Here is a 17,656-nt window from a genome sequence, read left to right as displayed (position 1 = left end):
CCTTACTCTGGAATGGCCGCCAGCGGCGCGGCGCCGCCGCGTGCGCGGCCCAGCGTGCCGACGATGAGCGCGGCGATCAGCACCAGCACGCCGCTGAGCACCATCGTGGGCGAGATGCCGCGGCTGTCGACCATCAGGCCGCCGATCAGCGCGCCCGAGGCGATCGCCACCTGGAAGCCCGTCACCAGCAGGGCCTGGCCGGCTTCCTGCGCGTCGGGCACGGCTTCCATCATCCAGCCGGTGAGCGCCACCGGGATCAGGCCGAAGGCCACGCCCCAGATCACCACCACCACCGCGCCGGCCACCATGCCGGTGCCGATCAGCGTCGACAGCAGCAGCGCCGTGGCGAGCATCAGCGCCGCCAGCAAGGTGGTGCCGCGCACGCTGCGCGCCACCAGGCTGCCACCGAGGAAGGTGCCGATGAAGCCCACCGCGCCGTAGACCAGCAGCAGCGTCGAGACCGCGTTGGCCTGCAGGCCGAACACCTGCTGCAGCAGCGGCTTCAGGTAGGTGTAGGCCGCGAAGTGGCCGGCAATGAAGAACAGCACCGCGAGCAGGCCGACCTGCGCCATGCGGCGCGTGAGCGGCGTGAGCAGGTCGCGCGCACCGATGGCGCGTTGCGGCGGAATGGCGGGCAGCAGCCACAGCTGCACCAGCAGCACGGCCGCGGCCAGCGCGCCGGTCACGGCGAAGGAGGCGCGCCAGCCGAACATCGTGCCCAGCCACGAGCCCGCGGGCACGCCGAGCACCGTGGCGGCCGACACGCCGGCCAGCACCAGCGACATGGCGCGCGGCTTCGAGGCGTCGGGCACCAGCTGCGTGGCGGCAGCGGGCGCGAAGGTCCAGAAGCCGCCCACGGCCAGGCCGAGCATCAGGCGCGCGACCACCATCGTCGTGAAGTTGGGCGCGAACGCGGCCAGCAGGTTCGAGGCGATCAGGAGCAAGGTGAGTGCGATCAGCACCGTGCGCCGATCGAGCCGGCCCGAGGCGACGATCAGCGCCGGCCCGGCGAAGGCGGCGAGCACGCCGGGCATGGTGATCATCAGCCCGGCCGTGCCGTCCGACACGTTCAGGCCGCGCGCGATGTCGGTGAGCAGGCCGATGGGCATGAACTCGGTCGACACCATCGCGAAGGTGCCGACGGCGATGGAGCCGACCGCGAGCCACGCGGAGCGGGTGGGGGCGGCCACGGCGTCGCGCGCGGGCGCCGCCAGGTCGTCGATGCAGGGGTTGCTGCCGGAAGAATTCATCATGGAGATGCAGTCCTTGAACGCATCGGCGATGAAGGCGCCAATGCCGGTGAGGGGGCATTGGAGTGTGCGAGCCGGGGGGCTTGCGACCAAGGGGCGGTGGAGCAGTAGACAGTTTCCCTGCGGCGAACAATCGACCTCTTTGCTGTCTGCAGCCGCCCGGGGATGCGGCAATGGCGCCTTTCGCCATCACCGTCTTCTTGAGTTGCCGAGATTAAGTGTGGGCGGGGCGCAACTCGAGCGCCCGTCCATCGGCCACGAACGCCTCGTCGACCAGCACGCGGAAGGCCGTGCCCTGCGGAAACTTCGGCTGCGCGACGGCCGGCGAGAGAAATTCGATGTCGAGCGCGATGGGCGTGCCGCGCACCAGCGATTCGCCCTGCGGCACGCGCCAGCGCACCGAGAAGCCTTCGGTGTCGAGCACCAGCGCGCCCCGGTATTCGCCGGGGCCCAGCGGCACGTCCTGCGACGGCACCGAGGGGCGGCGGAAGGTCAGCTCCGCTTGCAGGTGCGGCGTGAACGCGGGCAGCGCGTCGAAGCCCGCGGGCGGGGCCTGCTTGGGCGCGCGGCGCGGCAGCTTGCCGATGAGCCAGGTGATGACGTTGCCGATGATCGGCACCCACAGCACCATCAGCAGCGTGGCGATGTCGCGCGTGGTGGAGCCGGGCGCCGCGTAGTGCCGCACGATGCCGCCGCCCACGGCCACGCACAGGAGGATCAGGACGATGACGCGTCGGCGGAATTGGATTTTGGTCATGAATGCGCGGCGGGGCGGGAGTGAAAGCGGCTTCGGACCTTACCCTACCCGCAGCACCGCCTCCGCCGGCAGCGCCTGCCAGTCGATCCATTCGCCCACCGCCGCATGGTGCGTGGGCGCAGCGGCGCCTTCGACGGTGCCCCACTGCAGCGTCAGCCGGCGCTGGCCGAGCCGCAGCGCGAGCTCGAAGCCCGGCCAGTGCGCGGGCACATGCGGCGTCATCGACAACTGCCTGCCCTTCACGTTCAGGCCCAGCAAGGTCTCGACCGCCGCGCGGTGCAGCCATGCGGCCGAGCCGGTGTACCAGCTCCAGCCGCCCCGGCCCACATAGGGCGCGGCGCCGTAGACATCGCCCGCCATCACATAGGGCTCCAGCTCGTAGACCGGACCGCGCGCGGGGTGCTTTGCGCGGTGGGCCGGGCTCAGGCCCTCGAAGCTTTGCCAGGCCGCTTCATGGTCGCCCTGCAGCGCCTGCGCCATCAGTGCCCACACGGCACCGTGCGAGTACTGGCCGCCGTTCTCGCGCACGCCCGGCGGGTAGGCCTGGATGTAGCCCGGGTTGTGGGTCGACTGGGCAAACGGCGGCGCCAGCAGCCGCAGCAGGCCGGCCGGTTCGTCGTGCAGGTGCTTCTGGATGGCGGCCATGGCCGGGCCGGTGTGGGCCGCGTCCGAGGCGCCCGAGAGCACCGACCAGGCCTGCGCGATCAGGTCGATGCGGCACTCGCTGTTGGTCGACGAACCCAGCGGCGCGCCGTTGTCGAAGAAGGCGCGGCGGAACCAGGCGCCGTCCCAGCCGGCGTCGTGCAGCGCGGCGATCCAGCCCGTGCGCGCCGCGGTCCAGCGCGCGGCGCGTTCGTGTTCGCCGCGTGCTTGCGCGAGGGGCGCGAAGCGCTCGACCACGCTGCACAGGAACCATGCGAGCCACACCGATTCGCCACGGCCCTCGTGGCCGACGCGGTTCATGCCGTCGTTCCAGTCGCCGGTGCCCATCAGCGGCAGGCCGTGCACGCCGGTCTTCAGGCTGCGGTCGATGGCGCGCGCGCCATGGTCGAACACGGTGGCCATGCGGCCGCTGTTCTGCGGCGCGTAGTAGGCGTCTTCGGCGCCCTCGGGAATGCCGGGGCCTTCGATGAAGCCGACCATCTCGTCGAGCAGCGAGGCATCGCCCGTCACCTCGACGTAGTGCGCCGACGCGTACGGCAGCCACAGCAGGTCGTCGGAGAAATGCGTGCGCACGCCGGCGCCGCCGGGCATGTGCCACCAGTGCTGCACGTCGCCTTCGGGGAACTGGCGCGCCGCGTTCACGAGGATCTGCGCGCGCAGGCGCGGCGGGTCGGTGAGCGCGAAGGCCATCGCGTCCTGCAGCTGGTCGCGAAAGCCGAAGGCGCCACCGGCCTGGTAGAAGCCGGCCTTCGACCAGAGCCGGCAGGCCAGCGTCTGGTACACGAGCCAGCGGTTGACCAGCGCATCGAACAGCGGGTCGGGCGTGCGCACCTGCAGGCGACCCAGCAGGTCGTCCCAGAAGCCGCGCACCTGCGCCAGCGCCTCGGGCACGTCGCGCTGCCGCCAGCGGCGCGCAAGCTCGAGCGCCGCGTCGGCAGTGCCGGCGTGGCCCAGCACGAAGCTGAAGCGCGCGGTCTCGCCCGCCGCCACGACAAACTCACCGCCAATCGCCGCGCAGGCATCGAGCCCGCTGCCCGCGCGCCGCGCCAGCGTGTCGGGCACTTCGACGATGCCGCGGCCGGCGAAGAACTCGCTGCGGTCGCAGGTCCATTGCGTGGCCCCGGTCGTCGCGCCTTGCAGGCCTGCGAGCAGCAGGAAAGCCGCGCTGCCGCCGAAGCCCGCGCTCGATTCGCGCTGCTGGCCGAACACGGCCGGCTGGTCTTCGGGCTTCCAGCAATGCACGGTGCGCCGTTCGCCGCGCGCGGCGCCCAGTTGCCACTCGACCATCGCGAGCGCGCGCAGGCGGCGCTGGCCGGCGCCTTCATTGCGCACGCGCACGTGCACCAGCTTGACGGCCTCGTCGCGGTCCGCGAAGAAGGTGGTGTCGAGCACGAGGTCGCCGTGGCGGCACTCGAAGACGGTGTAGCCCTGGCCGTGCCGCACGCGGTGGCGGGTGGCGCCGTCGCCGCCGCCGGCAGGTGTCAGCGGCAGCATCTCGCGCGTCGCCACGTCCTGCAGCAGGTAGTGCTCGAAGGCCGGGTCTTGCACCGGGTCGTTCGACCACGGTGTGACCTGGTGCATGCGGCTGTTGCCGGCCCAGGTGTAGCCGGTGCCCCATTCGGACACCTGGAAGCCGAAGGTGGCGTTGGCGATCACGTTGATCCACGGGCGCGGCGTGCGGCGGTCGGGGCCGACCTCGAAGCGGAACTCGCCGCTCTCGGCATCGAAGTCGCCGGTGGCTACGGTGACATTCGACGAGGTTGCCTGCCGCGTCAGCAGCGGCGTGCGATGTTGAACCGGCGCGCTGCTGTCGTCCGCAATCGTCGGGCTGCGTGCCTCATGCAACGCCGCCACCTGCACTTCGAGCGCGCGGCCGTCGGCCGTGAACACCACGCGCGCCAGGCTGGAGAGCGCGGCCTTTTCCGACGGCACCACGTCCTGGTCGCGCAGCAGGTAGAAGCCGGCGGTGTCGTTGCGCGGAAAGCTGTTCTGCGTCTGCTGTGCGACGCGCGTGCGCAGCATCTCGATCTCGCGCTGCAGCGGCATGAGGTACGAGTTCGGTTCGCTGTTGAGCACCACCAGGTCGCAGGCCACGCCGCCGAAGCCCCACCACGGCTGCGCGCGCAGCAGCGTGTTGATGAGGCCCATGCCGTTCATCGAGTGGATGTAGACGAGCACGATGGGCTTGTCGCCCGAGATGCCGAAGCGCCAGATCTGGCGCAGGTCGATCAGCCCGCGGTCGCTCATCACGCGGGGCGTGGTGTAGGTGAGGATGGTCGTCAGGTCCTGCAGCGCCAGGTTCTGCGCGGGCGCGATGCTCAGGTCGCGCAGCCGCACCTGGGCCAGCGTGGCCGCCATGCGGGTGGCGCGTTCCACGTGCATGGGCTGCAGGTAGCGGTCGATGCAGGGCATCAGCGCCTCGATGCTCTCGTCGGCGGCGGTGGCGAAGCTCAGGCGCGCGGTGGTGCCCGGCGCGATCGACAGGCGCACGCGCAGGCAGGCGATGGGGTCCAGGCCGTTCATCGGCTTGCCCTGGGCTGTGAGCGGTTGCGGGTCGAGTGCAGGATCGGCCAGCGTGCGGTTGCGGCCGATGAAGGCGCGCCGGTCGGTCATGCAGTCGATCGACAGCACGTGGGCATCGACCGAGGCCACGAAGTGCACCGCGGCCACCACCGCATCGCCATGCAGGCGCGGCTTGCGCGACAGCAGCAGCGCGCGCCACGTGGGCTCCCAGCGCGATTCGACGAACAGGTTGGCAAAGGCCGGATGCGCCTCGTCGGCCTTGGGGTTCGACAGCACCGGCTCGAAGTACGAGATGAGTTCGAGCGTGCGCGTTTCGTCGCCCGAGTTGTGCAGCGTGATGTTGCGCAGCTCGGTGTCGTCCTCGGGGCTGATGAGCACCGTGGTGCGCACCTGCAGGCCGGAGCCGGTCGCATCGAACTGCACCTGGTCGGCCAGGAAGCGGGTGCGGTAGTGCCAGTCGGCGCCGGGCGCGGGCAGGGCGGTGAGCGAGGTGAGCTCGGCTTTCCCTTCGTCGCGCACATAGAAGAAAGTGCCGTAGCTGTCGCGCAGCGGATCGTCGCGCCAGCGCGTCACGTTGAACGAACGCCAGCGGCTCACGCCCGCGCCGTTGGCCCGCAGCGCCACCGTGTAGCGGCCGTTCGACAGCAGGTGCGTGGGCTGGAAGCCCGGCCCCGTCGGGTCGACCAGGCGCGGCTGGAACAGCGGCGCCAGCTCGGCCTGGCTGGGCTCGGGCGGTGTGCGCGGGTCGGCGCTGCCGATGATCTGGCGCGGCGTGCGCTCGTGCAGCAGCGACTCGTGCGCCTGCACCAGCGCGGCGCTGCCGAACCAGCGGCGCGGCGCGTCGTCGCGCAGCACGTTGCACAGCGCCACCAGCGACATGCCCTGGTGGTGCGCCATGAAGTTGCGCACCACGGTGAAGTCCTGGCCCTCGGCCTGGCGCGAGGTGGTGAAGTCGATCGCGTCGTGAAAACCGAATTCGCCGCGCGCACCGAGCGATTCGAGCAGTTCGAGGTTGTGCACCGCCGCTTCGGGCGCGAACGGCGCGGCCATCAGGCTGGCGTAGGGCGCCACCACGCGATCGGTCGGTGGCGTGCGCCGCAGCGCCAGGCGCGGCACGCCGAAGGGCGAGTACTGGTACGCCAGCGAATGGTCTTGCGCGAAGTAGGCCGACTCGGACACGCCCCACGGCATCTTCTGTGCACGGCCGAAGGCCTGCTGCTCGGCGATGGCCGCGGCGTTGGCCACCTGCAGCAGGCCGTCGGTGGGCTCGGTCATCACGAGCGCCGGCATGAGGTACTCGAACATCGAGCCCGACCATGATTTCAGGCTGGGCTGGAAGCCCACCAGCAGGAAGGGCCGGCCCAGTGCCATCCAGTGGCGGCGGGGCACGTCGCCCTTCGCAATCGCCAGGAAGCTCAACAGGCGCGACTCGGAGGCCAGCAGGTCGTAGTAGCTCGCGTCGAGCACGTTCTCTTCGACGCGCAGGCCGATGTGGAACAGGTGGCGCTTGGCGTCGTAGAGGCCGCTGAAGTCCGTGCCGTCGTGCAGTGCGTCGCAGCGTCGGGCCAGTGCTTCCAGCGCGGGGGCTTCATGGCTCTGGCAGCCTTCTTCCGCTGAGAAAGCGCGGCAGGCCTGCGCCACGGCCACGAGGTGGCCTGCGAAGTTGCCGCTGTCCACGCTCGACACATAGTCCGGCGGCAGCGGCTTGAGCGTCTGCGTGTCGTACCAGTTGAACAGGTGGCCGTTGTGCTTGTGCATGCGGTCGACGGTGTCGAGCGTGGCCGTGAGGCGCGCCAGCAGGGCTTGTGTGTCGATCCAGCCGAACTCGCGCGCGCAGCAGGTGGCCAGCAGGTACATGCCGATGTTGGTCGGCGAGGTGCGGTGCGCGAGGGTCGGCTGCGGCTCGAGCTGCAGGTTGTCGGGCGGCAGGTGGTGGTCGTCCGGGCCGACCACGTGCTCGAAGAAGCGCCAGGTGTCGTGCGCCAGCGTCTCGAGGTAGCTGCGTTGCGCGGGCGCGAGCGGGTCTTCGGCGTGTGCGTCGACGCGGCTGCCCCACCAGGCTGCAATGGGCGCCAGCGCCCAGAGCACGAAGAGCAGGGGCCCGAGCACCGGCCAGGCGCTCCAGTTCGCGAGAAGGGCGAGCACCAGGCACACGGCGCTGCTGAGGGCCGCGCTGCGCACGAAAGGCTTCAGGCGCTGGCTCGATTGCGCCTGCGCCTGGTCGGCCGTCGTCCACTGCAGCAGGTGCCTGCGGCTCACGACCAGCCGCCAGGTGGCGAGGAAGGCCGCATCGAGCTGCAGGCGCGTCTGCGCCGCCAGCTGCACGAACTGCCAGGCCGCACCGGCCATGGCGCGCAGCAGCTCGACCGCGCCCACGTCGAAGAAGTGACGCAGCTCGATGGCGCGCCGTGTCGGCACCAGGCCGGCCAGCGCGCCCAGCAGCGGGCCCAGCGTGAGCGCCGCGCCGACGGCCGCCAGCGCCCAGTCCAGCGGCATGGCCTGCGTGAAGATCACCAGCACCAGCAGCGCGAAAGACGCCGGCGCGACCAGCGAGCGGCGCAGGTTGTCGCACATTTTCCAGAGGCCCAGCGCGTCGATGCCGAAACGGCGCGCGCGCCACATCAGGGGCAGCAGCTGCCAGTCGCCGCGCACCCAGCGGTGCACACGCGAAGCGGCCACGCCGGCATGGTGCGGATGGTCTTCGACCAGCACCACGTCGCTCACCATCGCACAGCGCGCGACGCTGCCTTCGAGCAGGTCGTGGCTCAGCACGGCGCTGTCGGGCAGGCGGTCGTTCAGCGTGGCGTGCACCGCGCGCACGTTGAGCAAGCCCTTGCCGGTGAAGGAGCCGCTGCCGAACACGTCCTGGTAGATGTCGGAGGCGCCGCTGCCGTAGGGGTCGAGGCCGCACTGCCCGGCGAACACCCAGTGGAAGAAGGAGCGCTCGCTGCGCATCGGGAACGGCGTGACGATGCGCGGCTGCAGGATGCCGAAGCCCGCGACCACGCGCCGGCTCGGCATGTCGATCTCGGGCGCGTTCAGCGGATGCGCGGCAATGGACACGAGGTCGCGCAGCGCGCCGGGCGGCAGGCCCGTGTCGCTGTCGAGTGTGAGCACATAGGGCGTGCGGCCGGGCGCGAGCTGCTGGCCCGGTGCGAGCGGCAGAAAGCCGCTGGCGTCGCCGCTGGCCAGCAGGCGCATCAGCATTTCGAGCTTGCCGCGCTTGCGTTCCCAGCCCATCCAGCGCTGCTCGGTCTCGCTCCAGTTGCGCGGACGGTGCAGCAGCAGGAAGCGCGGCGCACTGCCTTCGGTCGGCGGGTACTTGGCGTTGAGCGCGGCGATGCGTTGCTGGGCGTCGTCGAGCAAGGGCGCGTCGTCGGGCATCGCGGCTTGCGACGCGTCGGCCCAGTCGGTCAGCAACGCGAACTGCGCGTGCGCCTCGCGGTTGGCGAGCCAGTGCAGTTCGAGCCGGTGCGCGAGCCTGGCGTTGTTCGCGGTCGAACCCAGCATCGTGGGCATGACGACGAGCGCGCGGTGCCGCTCGGGAATGCCGTTCGCAAAATCGAGGCGTGGCAGGGCCTGCACACGCACCGACTCCGCCATGATGCGTTGCGCCAGCGCAATCAGCGCCTCGGACAGCGGCCACGCGAGCAGCAGCAACGCCGCGACGGTGGTCCAGTCGCCGCGATGCGGCAGGCTGTGCACCACGGCCGCCAGCAGCAGCGCCGTGCCGAGGGCGACGGACCCCACGTAGACGGGCAGGCGCCAGCCGCGATGGCTGCGCGCGGGGCGTGTGCGCGCGGTGCGTGCGGCCTGGCCCGGCGTTGCGTTCGCCTGCAGCGATGCGATCAGCGCGGGGCGGCCCTGGCCGAAGAGGTAGTAGCCGGCGGTGCCGTCGGCGCGGTCGGTCTCCGCACCGGCTTCGTCGGCCGGCGCGCCCGATGCCAGCGTGACCACGGCCTGCGCCACTTCGCGCTCGGGCCGTTCGGTGCTGCGCGCCACCTGCTCCATCGCATGCGTGATCTGCTGGCGCGTGAGTTCGCTCTCGTTCGCAAAGCTCGGCAGTTCGCGCAGCACGCGCAGCGAGCGGCTCACCGGTTCGATGAGGTCGCTCCATTCGACCTGGCCGATCATGCGCAAGGTCGTGATGATGTTGCCGACCGTGAGGTTGGCCGCGGCCTGCGCGTTCTGCGCGTCGCCGATCAGCGCCGGGCCGTTGGGGCAGTGCTGCTCGGTCCAGCGCACCAGCGCGGGCATGTCGTCGCCGTGCTCGACGGGCAGGCGCTGCCACAGCTGCGTGAGGTAGCTGTCCTGCAGGCCGTGGCTTTGCAGTGCGCGGTAGAGCACGTCGAGGTCCTGCACCGAGAGGTGCGGCGCCGCGTCCCACGCGGCATGGGCGATCTCGCGCGCGACCTTGTTCTCGGCAATGCGCTCGGCCACGCGGCGCAGGTTTTCGAGCAGCACCACGCGCAGGGTGGTGGGCAGCGCCCACAGCTCGCCGAGCATCAGCTCGTCGATGTCCTGGTAGGCGTTGAGGAAGGCCGTGAACAGCGTTTTGTTGAGCACGCTGTCGGTGTGCGCCACATACGCCCACGCAATGCCGTACACGCGCGGCAGTCCCGCCAGCGGCGGCGTGACGAGCTTGGGCAGGCGCGCGTAGTAGCTGCGCGGCACGCCGTCATGGATCTGCTGGAGCTGCGCCTCGACGAGGTGGAAGTTGTCGAGCAGCCATTCGGCCGCCGGCGACACATAGCGCCCGCTCAGCGAGATCAGCGCGATGTAGTCGAAGGCGGCGCGCAGCGACTCGAGGTTTTCGTCGACACGCGGAAAGAAGGGCGCGCCTTCGCGCGCGCGGTGGTGTTCGTCTTCCACCACCTGGGCACGGGCCAGGCTGTGGCCGTGCTGTTCGAAACGTTGGGCGCCGAAGAGTTCGGCGCGGATCGGGAGGGCTACCGGGTCGTGCGGACCAAGCAGAAGGGTCCGGGCGTAGTGACTGAGCCCTTGGAGGCGGTCGACGACGGCAGCGGCGCTCAAGTGACCGCGAACAGGCCGATGCCCAACACCACGGCCACGCAGGCCATCGTGACAATGCGGCCCGCAGCGAGCGCGCGCACACGTTGCATGTGGCTTCGCAGCGAGAACCACCGCCCGTGGGCACGTGCACAGTGGTGCATGTGGGAAGCCAGGGCCTCGAAATCGCTGCCGACGAAATCGACATGCGAATGGGAAAGGGACTGCGGGACGGACATTGCAACGGGCTCCTGTGAAACGACTTCGAGCTGCCGCGCGATTGCGAGAACTGTGAACGTGTCCCGACCGTACCCTTTTAAATGACCTTACAGGTACCTCATTGCCGACAGCGCACGTAGGAAAGGGCGCACAAGGCGCCCTTTGTCCATGGAGGCTGCCTGCCGGTCAGCCCGTGTTGCGCAGCCCCGCCGCCACCCCGTTGATCGAGATGTGGATGCCGCGCTGCAGCCGCTCGCCGCCGTCGCCCGCGCGGTAACGCCGCATCAGCTCGACCTGCAGGTGGTGCAGCGGGTCGATGTAGGGGAAGCGGTGGCGCACCGAGCGCTGCATCTCGGCATTGCCCTCGAGCCGCTGCTTGGCGCCCGTGATGAGCGTGAGCGCGTCCGAGGTGCGTTGCCATTCGGCCTCGATCATCGAGAACACCTTCTGGCGCAGCTTGCGGTCGGTGACCAGCTCGGCATAGCGCGAGGCCAGCGCGAGGTCGCTCTTGGCCAGCACCATGTCCATGTTCGACAGCAGCGTGCGAAAGAACGGCCACTGCGCGTACATGCGCTGCAGCAGCGCCTGGCGCTCCTTCTTGCCCGCGGCGGTGCCGGCGGCGGCCAGGAACTGCTCCACGCCCGATCCGAAGCCGAACCAGCCCGGCAGCGTGAGGCGGCACTGGCCCCAGCTGAAGCTCCATGGCACGGCGCGCAGGTCGTCGATCTTGTGGCTCGGGTTGCGCGAAGCGGGGCGCGAGCCGATGTTGAGCTCGGCGATCTCGCGGATCGGCGTGGAGCCGAAGAAGTAGTCGCCGAAGCCCGGGGTCTCGTACACCAGCTTGCGGTACGCGGCCATGCTTGCGGTCGAGAGTTCGCCCGCGGCCGACAGGAAGTTCGCTGGCGCCGACTTGCCTTGCGGCAGCAGCGTGGCCTCGAGCGTGGCGGCCACCAGCGTCTCGAGGTTGCGCCGGCCGATCTCGCGGTTGGCGTACTTCGAGCCGATCACTTCGCCCTGCTCGGTGAGGCGGATCTGGCCGCGCACCGTGCCCGGCGGCTGCGCCAGGATGGCCTGGTAGCTCGGGCCGCCGCCGCGTCCCACCGTGCCGCCGCGGCCGTGGAACATGCGCAGGCGGATCGGGTTCTTTTTCTTCTTGTTCAGCTCGTCGAACAGCGACACCAGCGCGATGCCCGCGCGGTACAGCTCCCAGTTGCTGGTGAAGATGCCGCCGTCCTTGTTGCTGTCGGAATAGCCCAGCATCACGTCCTGCTCGGCGCCCGAGCGCTCGATGAGCGCCTGAATGTTGGGCAGCGCGTAGAAGGCGCGCACGATGGGCGCGGCGTTGCGCAGGTCTTCGATGGTTTCGAACAGTGGCACCACGATCAGGTCGCAGGTCGCGTTGCTGTCCATCGCGCCGCGCAGCAGGCCCACTTCCTTCTGCAGCAGCAGCGCCTCGAGCAGGTCGCTCACCGTTTCGGTGTGGCTGATGATGTAGTGGCGGATGGCCGCCGCGCCGTAGCGTGCACGCGCGGTGCGCGCGGCCGCGAAGATGGCCAGCTCGCTTCTGGCGAGCGGCGAGTAGTCGGCGTCGGGCACGCGCAGCGGGCGCGCGTCGTCGAGCAGCTTGAGCAGCAGCGTCTGCTTGGCCTCTTCGGCCAGCGACGCATACGACGGCTCGATGCGCGCGGTGGCCAGCAGCTCGGCGATCACGGCCTCGTGCTTGTCGGAGCTCTGGCGCAGGTCGACGGTGGCCAGGTGGAAGCCGAACACCTCCACCGCGCGGATCAGCGGGCGCAGGCGCGGCGCGGCGAGCACGGTGCCGTGCTTCTCGACCAGCGATTCCTCGATGGTGCGCAGCTCGGCCAGGAATTCTTCGGCGTTCGCATACGGGTTCTGCGGCGCGACCGCATGGCGCGCGGCCTCGCCGCCGCTGAGTTCGCGCAGCGTGGCGGCCAAGCGCGCGTACACGCCGGTGAGGGCGCGGCGGTAGGGCTCGTCCTTGCGGTGCTCATTGGTGTCGGGCGAACGCTCGGCCAGCGCCTGCATCTCGACCGACACGTCGACCAGCGTGGCCGACAGCGACAGCTCGCCGCCCAGGTAGTGGACCTCGGTGAGGTAGTGGCGCAGCGCGAGTTCCGACTGGCGGCTCAGCGCGTACTCGAGCGTTTCGGCCGTGACGTTGGGGTTGCCGTCGCGGTCGCCGCCGATCCACTGGCCCATGCGCAGGAAGGGCGCGACCGAGGGCGTCTGCCCGCCTTGCACCAGCGCCTTCTCGAGGTCGGCGTACACGCGCGGAATTTCGCGCAGGAAGGTGGCTTCGTAGTAGCTCAGCGCGTTCTCGATCTCGTCGGCCACGGTGAGCTTGGAGAAGCGCAGGATGCGCGTCTGCCAGATCTGCGTGACGCGGATGCGCACCTGGGTTTCGTTGTCGGCCAGCTCGATGGGCGAGAGCGCGTCTTTTCCGCCCGCATAGGCGTTCTGGCGCAGCTTGATCTCGTCGCGCGTGGTCAGCAGCAGGGCGATGGCGCGCTCGGCGTCGAGGATGCTCTTGCGCTGCACTTCGGTCGGGTGCGCCGTAAGCACGGGCGACACGTAGCTGTGGGCCAGCGAGGCGACGATCTCGTCGGGCTTGATGCCGGCCTTGCGGATGCGGGCCAGGGCGGTCTGCAGGTCGCCGTCGGCCTGCACGCCTTCGCGCTCGGCCTCGGTGCGGCGGCGGATCTGGTGGCGGTCTTCGGCCAGGTTGGCCAGGTGGCTGAAGTAGGTGAAGGCGCGGATCACGCGCACCGTTTCGGCGGCGCTCAGGCCCTTGAGCAAGTTTTTCAGCGCGCGGTCGGCGGCATGGTCGGCGTCGCGCCGGAACGACACCGACAGGGTGCGGATCTTCTCGACCAGCGCGTAGGTTTCGTCACCCTCCTGCTCCCGGATCACGTCGCCGAGGATTCGGCCCAACAGCCGGATGTCGTCGATCAATGGCTGGTCTTCGGTCTGGCGGCGCTTGGCGGGAGATGCAGGAGTCTTGCTGGCTTTCATTCGATGTTGTTCCTGGGGACTTGAATGGACGCGCCGCCTCCGTTGCTGCGGCGCAACATGCTAGCATTCCAGAGGTCAGAAACCATGTACTTTTTTGGGAGCGATCTTGAGCAACATCGTGATCGCCACGCGCGAAAGCCGGCTGGCCCTGTGGCAGGCCGAACACGTGCAAACGCTTTTGCAAGAACGAGGCCACAGCGTCAGCCTGCTGGGCATGACGACCCGTGGTGACCAGATCCTGGACCGCACGCTGAGCAAGGTCGGCGGCAAGGGCCTCTTCGTCAAGGAACTCGAAGCCGCGCTCGAAGACGGGCGCGCCGACATCGCCGTGCATTCGCTCAAGGATGTGCCGATGGAGCTGCCCGAGGGCTTCACGCTGGCCTGCGTGCTGGAACGCGAAGATCCGCGCGACGCGCTGGTGTCGCCGCGCTACGCCTCGCTTGACGCACTGCCGCAAGGCGCGGTGGTCGGCACCTCCAGCCTGCGCCGCGTGGTGCTGCTGCGCGCGCAGCGGCCCGACCTGCGCATCGAACCGCTGCGCGGCAACCTCGACACCCGCCTGCGCAAGCTCGACGAAGGCCACTACGACGCCATCGTGCTCGCAGCGGCCGGGCTCAAGCGGCTGGGCCTCGAAGACCGCATCCGCGTCGCCTTCGACCCCGACACCATGCTGCCCGCCGCAGGGCAGGGCGCCCTCGGCATCGAGGTGCGCGCCGACCGGCAAGACCTCATCGACCTGCTGGCGCCGCTGGCCCACAAGGGCGACTGGCTCAGCACCACCGCCGAGCGCGCCGTGAGCCGCGCGATGGGCGGCAGCTGCTCCATGCCGCTCGCGGCCCATGCGCGCCGCCAGCCCGACGGCACGCTGCGCATCGACGCCGCCTGGGGCGACCCGGAAGGCGACGCGCCGCTGGTGCGCGTGCACGCCCAGGCCGAGGCCGGCGACTTCGCGGGGGCCGATGCCCTCGGCCAGCGCGCCGCCGGGCTGCTGCGCGACGCCGGTGCCCACTGATCACGGTGGGCGCCGAGCGATGAGCGCGGGGCCTGTCATCGTCACGCGGCCGGCGCACGAAGCGGCGGCGTGGGTTCGTGATTTCCAGTCGGCCGGCCTTGATGCCGTGGCGCTGCCGCTGATCGCCATTGCGCCTGCGCTCGATGTGGAACCGCTGCGCGCAGCGTGGGCGCGGCTCGCGGACTATGCGGCGCTGATGTTCGTGAGCGCCACCGCCGTCGACCACTTCTTCCAGCACCGGGGCAGCTCGACCCTCGCCGGTTGCCGCTTCTGGGCCACCGGCCCCGGCACCGAGCGTGCGCTGCTGCGCGCCGGCGTGCCGCCCGCCGCCATCGACGCGCCACCACCCGGCGCCACGCGCTTCGACTCCGAGGCGCTGTGGGCGCTGGCCCACGGGCAGGTGTCGCCGGGCGTGCGCGTGCTCATCGTGCGCGGCGGCGACGAAGCCGGCCAGCCGGCCGGGCGCCAATGGCTGGCCCGCGAGATCGACGCCGCCGGCGGCGTGCGCGACACCGTCGTGGCCTATCGGCGCCTGGCGCCCGCGCTCGACGAGGCGCAACGCCGCATCGCGACCGAAGCCGCCGCCGGACACGGCATCTGGCTCTTCAGCAGTTCGGAAGCCATCGGCAACCTGCAGCGCGCCATGCCGGGCACCTCGTGGCAGGCCGCGCGCGCCATCGCCACCCATGCACGCATCGGCGAAGCCGCGCAGGCCGCGGGTTTCGGGGCGTTGCGTGTCTGCACACCCCTGCGGGAAGCGCTGATCGCGTCGATAGAATCCTTCGCATGAGCGCCGCGTCCCCGTCCGACGACCTTTCTCCCCCTTCCGCCCCCACGGCGCATGTGCCCGCCACGGTGGCGCCGCACCAGACGCCCGCCGCCCAGGCGGCCGCGGCCACCCTGCTGGTGCGCATCGGCATGGGCCTCGTGGCCCTCGTGGCGCTGATCGCGCTGCTGTCGACGATCGCGCTGTGGCAGAAGGTCAGCGGCATGAAGGAACAGCTCGCGCGCCAGAGCGCCGAGGCCACCGCCCAGTCGATGGAAGCGCGCACGCTGGCGCGCCAGGCCAGCGACACGGTGCGCGATGCCGCCGCCCGCGTGGCCCTCATCGAGACCCGAGTGGCCGAAGTCGCGCTGCAGCGCTCGCAGCTCGAAGAACTCATTCAAAGCCTCTCGCGTTCGCGCGACGAGAACCTGGTGATCGACATCGAATCCGCCGTGCGCCTCGCGCTGCAGCAGGCACAGGTCACCGGCAGCCTCGAGCCGCTGCTCGCCGCGCTCAAGGCCGGCGACCTGCGCATCGCACGCGCCGCGCAGCCCCGGTTGGCGCCCGTGCAACGCGCGATGCAGCGCGATGCCGACCGCCTGCGCAGCAGCGCCAGCACCGACAGCGCCGAAGCGCTGCAGAAGCTCGACGAACTGGTGCGCAGCGTGGACGACCTGCCCACGCTCAACGCGGTGGCTGTGCGCGGTAACGGCGTCAACGCCTGGCGGCCCGAACCCATTCCCGCCGATGCGCCCTGGTGGCAGCGCGTGCTGCTGACCATCCGCGGCGAGGCCCGCTCGCTGGTGCGCGTGGGCCGCATCGAGAGCCCCGAGGCGGTGCTGCTGGCGCCCGAGCAGTCGTACTTCCTGCGCGAGAACCTCAAGCTCAAGCTGCTCAACGCGCGGCTGTCGCTGTTGTCGCGTCAGATGGATGCCGCGCGTGGCGAACTGGGCCAGGTGACCGCGTCGCTCAACCGCTATTTCGATCCGGCCTCGCGCCGCACGCAGGCCGCAGCCACGCAGCTGCAGCAACTGCAGCAGCTCGTGCGCAGCACGGAGCCGGTGCGCATCGACGACACGCTGGCCGCGCTGACCACCGCGGCCGCAGGGCGCTGATCCGTTCATGCGCGCTGCAATCTGGCTCCTCGCGCTGTTCGCCGTCGCTGCGGCGGTGGCGCTGTTCGCCGGCAACAATCAGGGCACGATCACCGTGTTCTGGCCGCCGTGGCGGGTCGACCTTTCGCTGAACCTCGTGCTCGTGATCCTGCTGCTGACCTTCGTGCTGCTGCACGTCGCGTTGCGCGCGCTCGCGGCGCTGTTCTCGCTGCCCACGCAGGCGCGCCACTGGCGGCTGCAGCAGAAGGAACGCATGCTGCACTCCGCCTTGCTCGATGCGATGGTGCAGCTGATCGCCGGCCGCTTCTCGCGCGCACGCAAGGCCGCGCAGGCCGCGCTCACCCAAGAAAAGACACTGGCCGCGCTCGGCGCCGACCTGCCGCAGGCGCAGCAGGTGCGCGTGCTGTCGCACCTGCTGGCCGCCGAAAGCGCGCAGGCCCTGCAGGACAAGGCCGCGCGCGACGCCCATCTGCAGCAGGCCCTCAACGAAAGCGCCGACCGCACCGTGCTCGCGAGCCCTGAAACCCGCGAAGGCGTGCAGCTGCGCGCCGCACGCTGGGCGCTCGACGACCGCGACCCCACGGCCGCGCTCGCACGGCTCGAAGAACTGCCGCAAGGCGCGCAGCGCCGCACGCTGGCGCTGCGGCTGCGGCTCAAGGCCGCGCGGCAGGACCGTCGCACGGTCGAGGCGCTCGACACCGCGCGCCTGCTGGCCAAGCACCGCGCCTTCTCCGACGCGGCGGCGCAAAGCATCGTGCGCGGCCTCGCGACCGAGCTGCTGACCGGCGCGCACGACCCGGCGCAGCTGCTGCGTGCGTGGTCCGAACTCGATTCGGCCGAGCGCCAGATGCCCGAAGTGGCCATCCACGCGGCCCAGCGCATGGTCGCGCTGCGCGGTGACCTGGCATTGGCACGCGGCTGGCTGCTGCCGGCCTGGGAGCGCATGGTGGCGAACCCGCGCGGCCTCGGCGACGGGCTGCGCGTGAAGCTCACGCGCGCACTCGAAGCGGGGCTCGACTCGGTGGACGCCGACTGGCTCGCGCGCATCGAGAGCGCGCAGCGCAACAATCCGCGCGACCCGAACCTGCAGTACCTCGCCGGCATGGCCTGCATGAAGCGCCAGCTCTGGGGCAAGGCCCAGCAGCTGCTCACGCAGGCCGGGCTGGGCCTGCAGGACCCCGACCTCTACCGGCGCGCCTGGCTCGCGTTGGCCCAGCTGGCCGAGGCGCGCGAAGACCACGCGCAGGCGGCCGACGCGTGGAAGCGCGCGGCGCAGATCGACAACACCCCCTGAGCGTTGTCTCGGTC

The 17,656-nt window shown here is 70.8% G+C and carries 8 protein-coding genes; 4 read left to right on the top strand and 4 right to left on the bottom strand.

Translation table 11 applies throughout. From position 1 onward, the window contains the following. Window positions 1-2 precede the first annotated feature (2 nt). The 4 genes from AC07OH_RS19800 to ppc form a co-directional block, all read right to left on the bottom strand. On the bottom strand, window positions 3-1,253 hold the full coding sequence (locus tag AC07OH_RS19800) for an MFS transporter (protein ID WP_495301842.1): 1,251 nt from the start codon (window positions 1,251-1,253) through the stop codon (window positions 3-5). Window positions 1,254-1,464: 211 nt separating this feature from the next. Beyond that, entirely contained in the window at window positions 1,465-2,007 is a 543-nt protein-coding gene (locus AC07OH_RS19795) for a hypothetical protein (RefSeq protein WP_495301841.1), read from the bottom strand. A 39-nt stretch (window positions 2,008-2,046) separates the two neighbouring features. Beyond that, window positions 2,047-10,227 (bottom strand): glycoside hydrolase family 94 protein, encoded by an 8,181-nt coding sequence (locus AC07OH_RS19790; protein WP_495301840.1) that lies wholly within the window; start codon window positions 10,225-10,227, stop codon window positions 2,047-2,049. 381 nt (window positions 10,228-10,608) lie between these two features. Beyond that, on the bottom strand, window positions 10,609-13,455 hold the full coding sequence (gene ppc, locus AC07OH_RS19785; RefSeq protein WP_070062227.1) for a phosphoenolpyruvate carboxylase: 2,847 nt from the start codon (window positions 13,453-13,455) through the stop codon (window positions 10,609-10,611). 106 nt (window positions 13,456-13,561) lie between these two features. Between ppc and hemC the strand changes: the two genes are divergently transcribed. The 4 genes from hemC to AC07OH_RS19765 are packed head-to-tail and all read left to right on the top strand — an operon-like array spanning window position 13,562 to window position 17,642. Continuing rightward, complete coding sequence (gene hemC, locus AC07OH_RS19780) at window positions 13,562-14,467, top strand: hydroxymethylbilane synthase (RefSeq protein WP_495301839.1); 906 nt, start codon at window positions 13,562-13,564, stop codon at window positions 14,465-14,467. 19 nt (window positions 14,468-14,486) lie between these two features. Continuing rightward, the gene (locus AC07OH_RS19775) at window positions 14,487-15,257 is read left to right on the top strand and encodes a uroporphyrinogen-III synthase (RefSeq protein WP_495301838.1); all 771 of its coding nucleotides are present in this window, start codon (window positions 14,487-14,489) and stop codon (window positions 15,255-15,257) included. Beyond that, window positions 15,254-16,348, top strand: coding sequence for a uroporphyrinogen-III C-methyltransferase (locus AC07OH_RS19770; protein WP_495301837.1), 1,095 nt, complete (start codon window positions 15,254-15,256; stop codon window positions 16,346-16,348). Before AC07OH_RS19775 ends, AC07OH_RS19770 begins: the two co-directional genes overlap by 4 nt. A 7-nt stretch (window positions 16,349-16,355) precedes the next feature. Then, window positions 16,356-17,642 carry a heme biosynthesis protein HemY gene (locus AC07OH_RS19765; RefSeq protein WP_492681530.1) on the top strand — a complete coding sequence of 429 codons (1,287 nt, stop codon included), beginning with the start codon at window positions 16,356-16,358 and terminating at the stop codon, window positions 17,640-17,642. The last annotated feature ends 14 nt before the right edge of the window (window positions 17,643-17,656 follow it).

Source organism: Variovorax sp. GW821-FHT10C12 (genome assembly GCF_059415405.1).
This window is presented reverse-complemented; position numbering and strand designations above follow the sequence as displayed.

Bases quoted from the DNA above. Each gene is read 5' to 3' on its own strand.
- AC07OH_RS19800 (WP_495301842.1), bottom strand. From the start codon at position 1,253: ATGATGAATTCTTCCGGCAGCAACCCCTGCATCGACGACCTGGCGGCG.
- AC07OH_RS19795 (WP_495301841.1), bottom strand. From the start codon at position 2,007: ATGACCAAAATCCAATTCCGCCGACGCGTCATCGTCCTGATCCTCCTG.
- ppc (WP_070062227.1), bottom strand. From the start codon at position 13,455: ATGAAAGCCAGCAAGACTCCTGCATCTCCCGCCAAGCGCCGCCAGACC.
- AC07OH_RS19775 (WP_495301838.1), top strand. From the start codon at position 14,487: ATGAGCGCGGGGCCTGTCATCGTCACGCGGCCGGCGCACGAAGCGGCG.
- AC07OH_RS19770 (WP_495301837.1), top strand. From the start codon at position 15,254: ATGAGCGCCGCGTCCCCGTCCGACGACCTTTCTCCCCCTTCCGCCCCC.
- AC07OH_RS19765 (WP_492681530.1), top strand. From the start codon at position 16,356: ATGCGCGCTGCAATCTGGCTCCTCGCGCTGTTCGCCGTCGCTGCGGCG.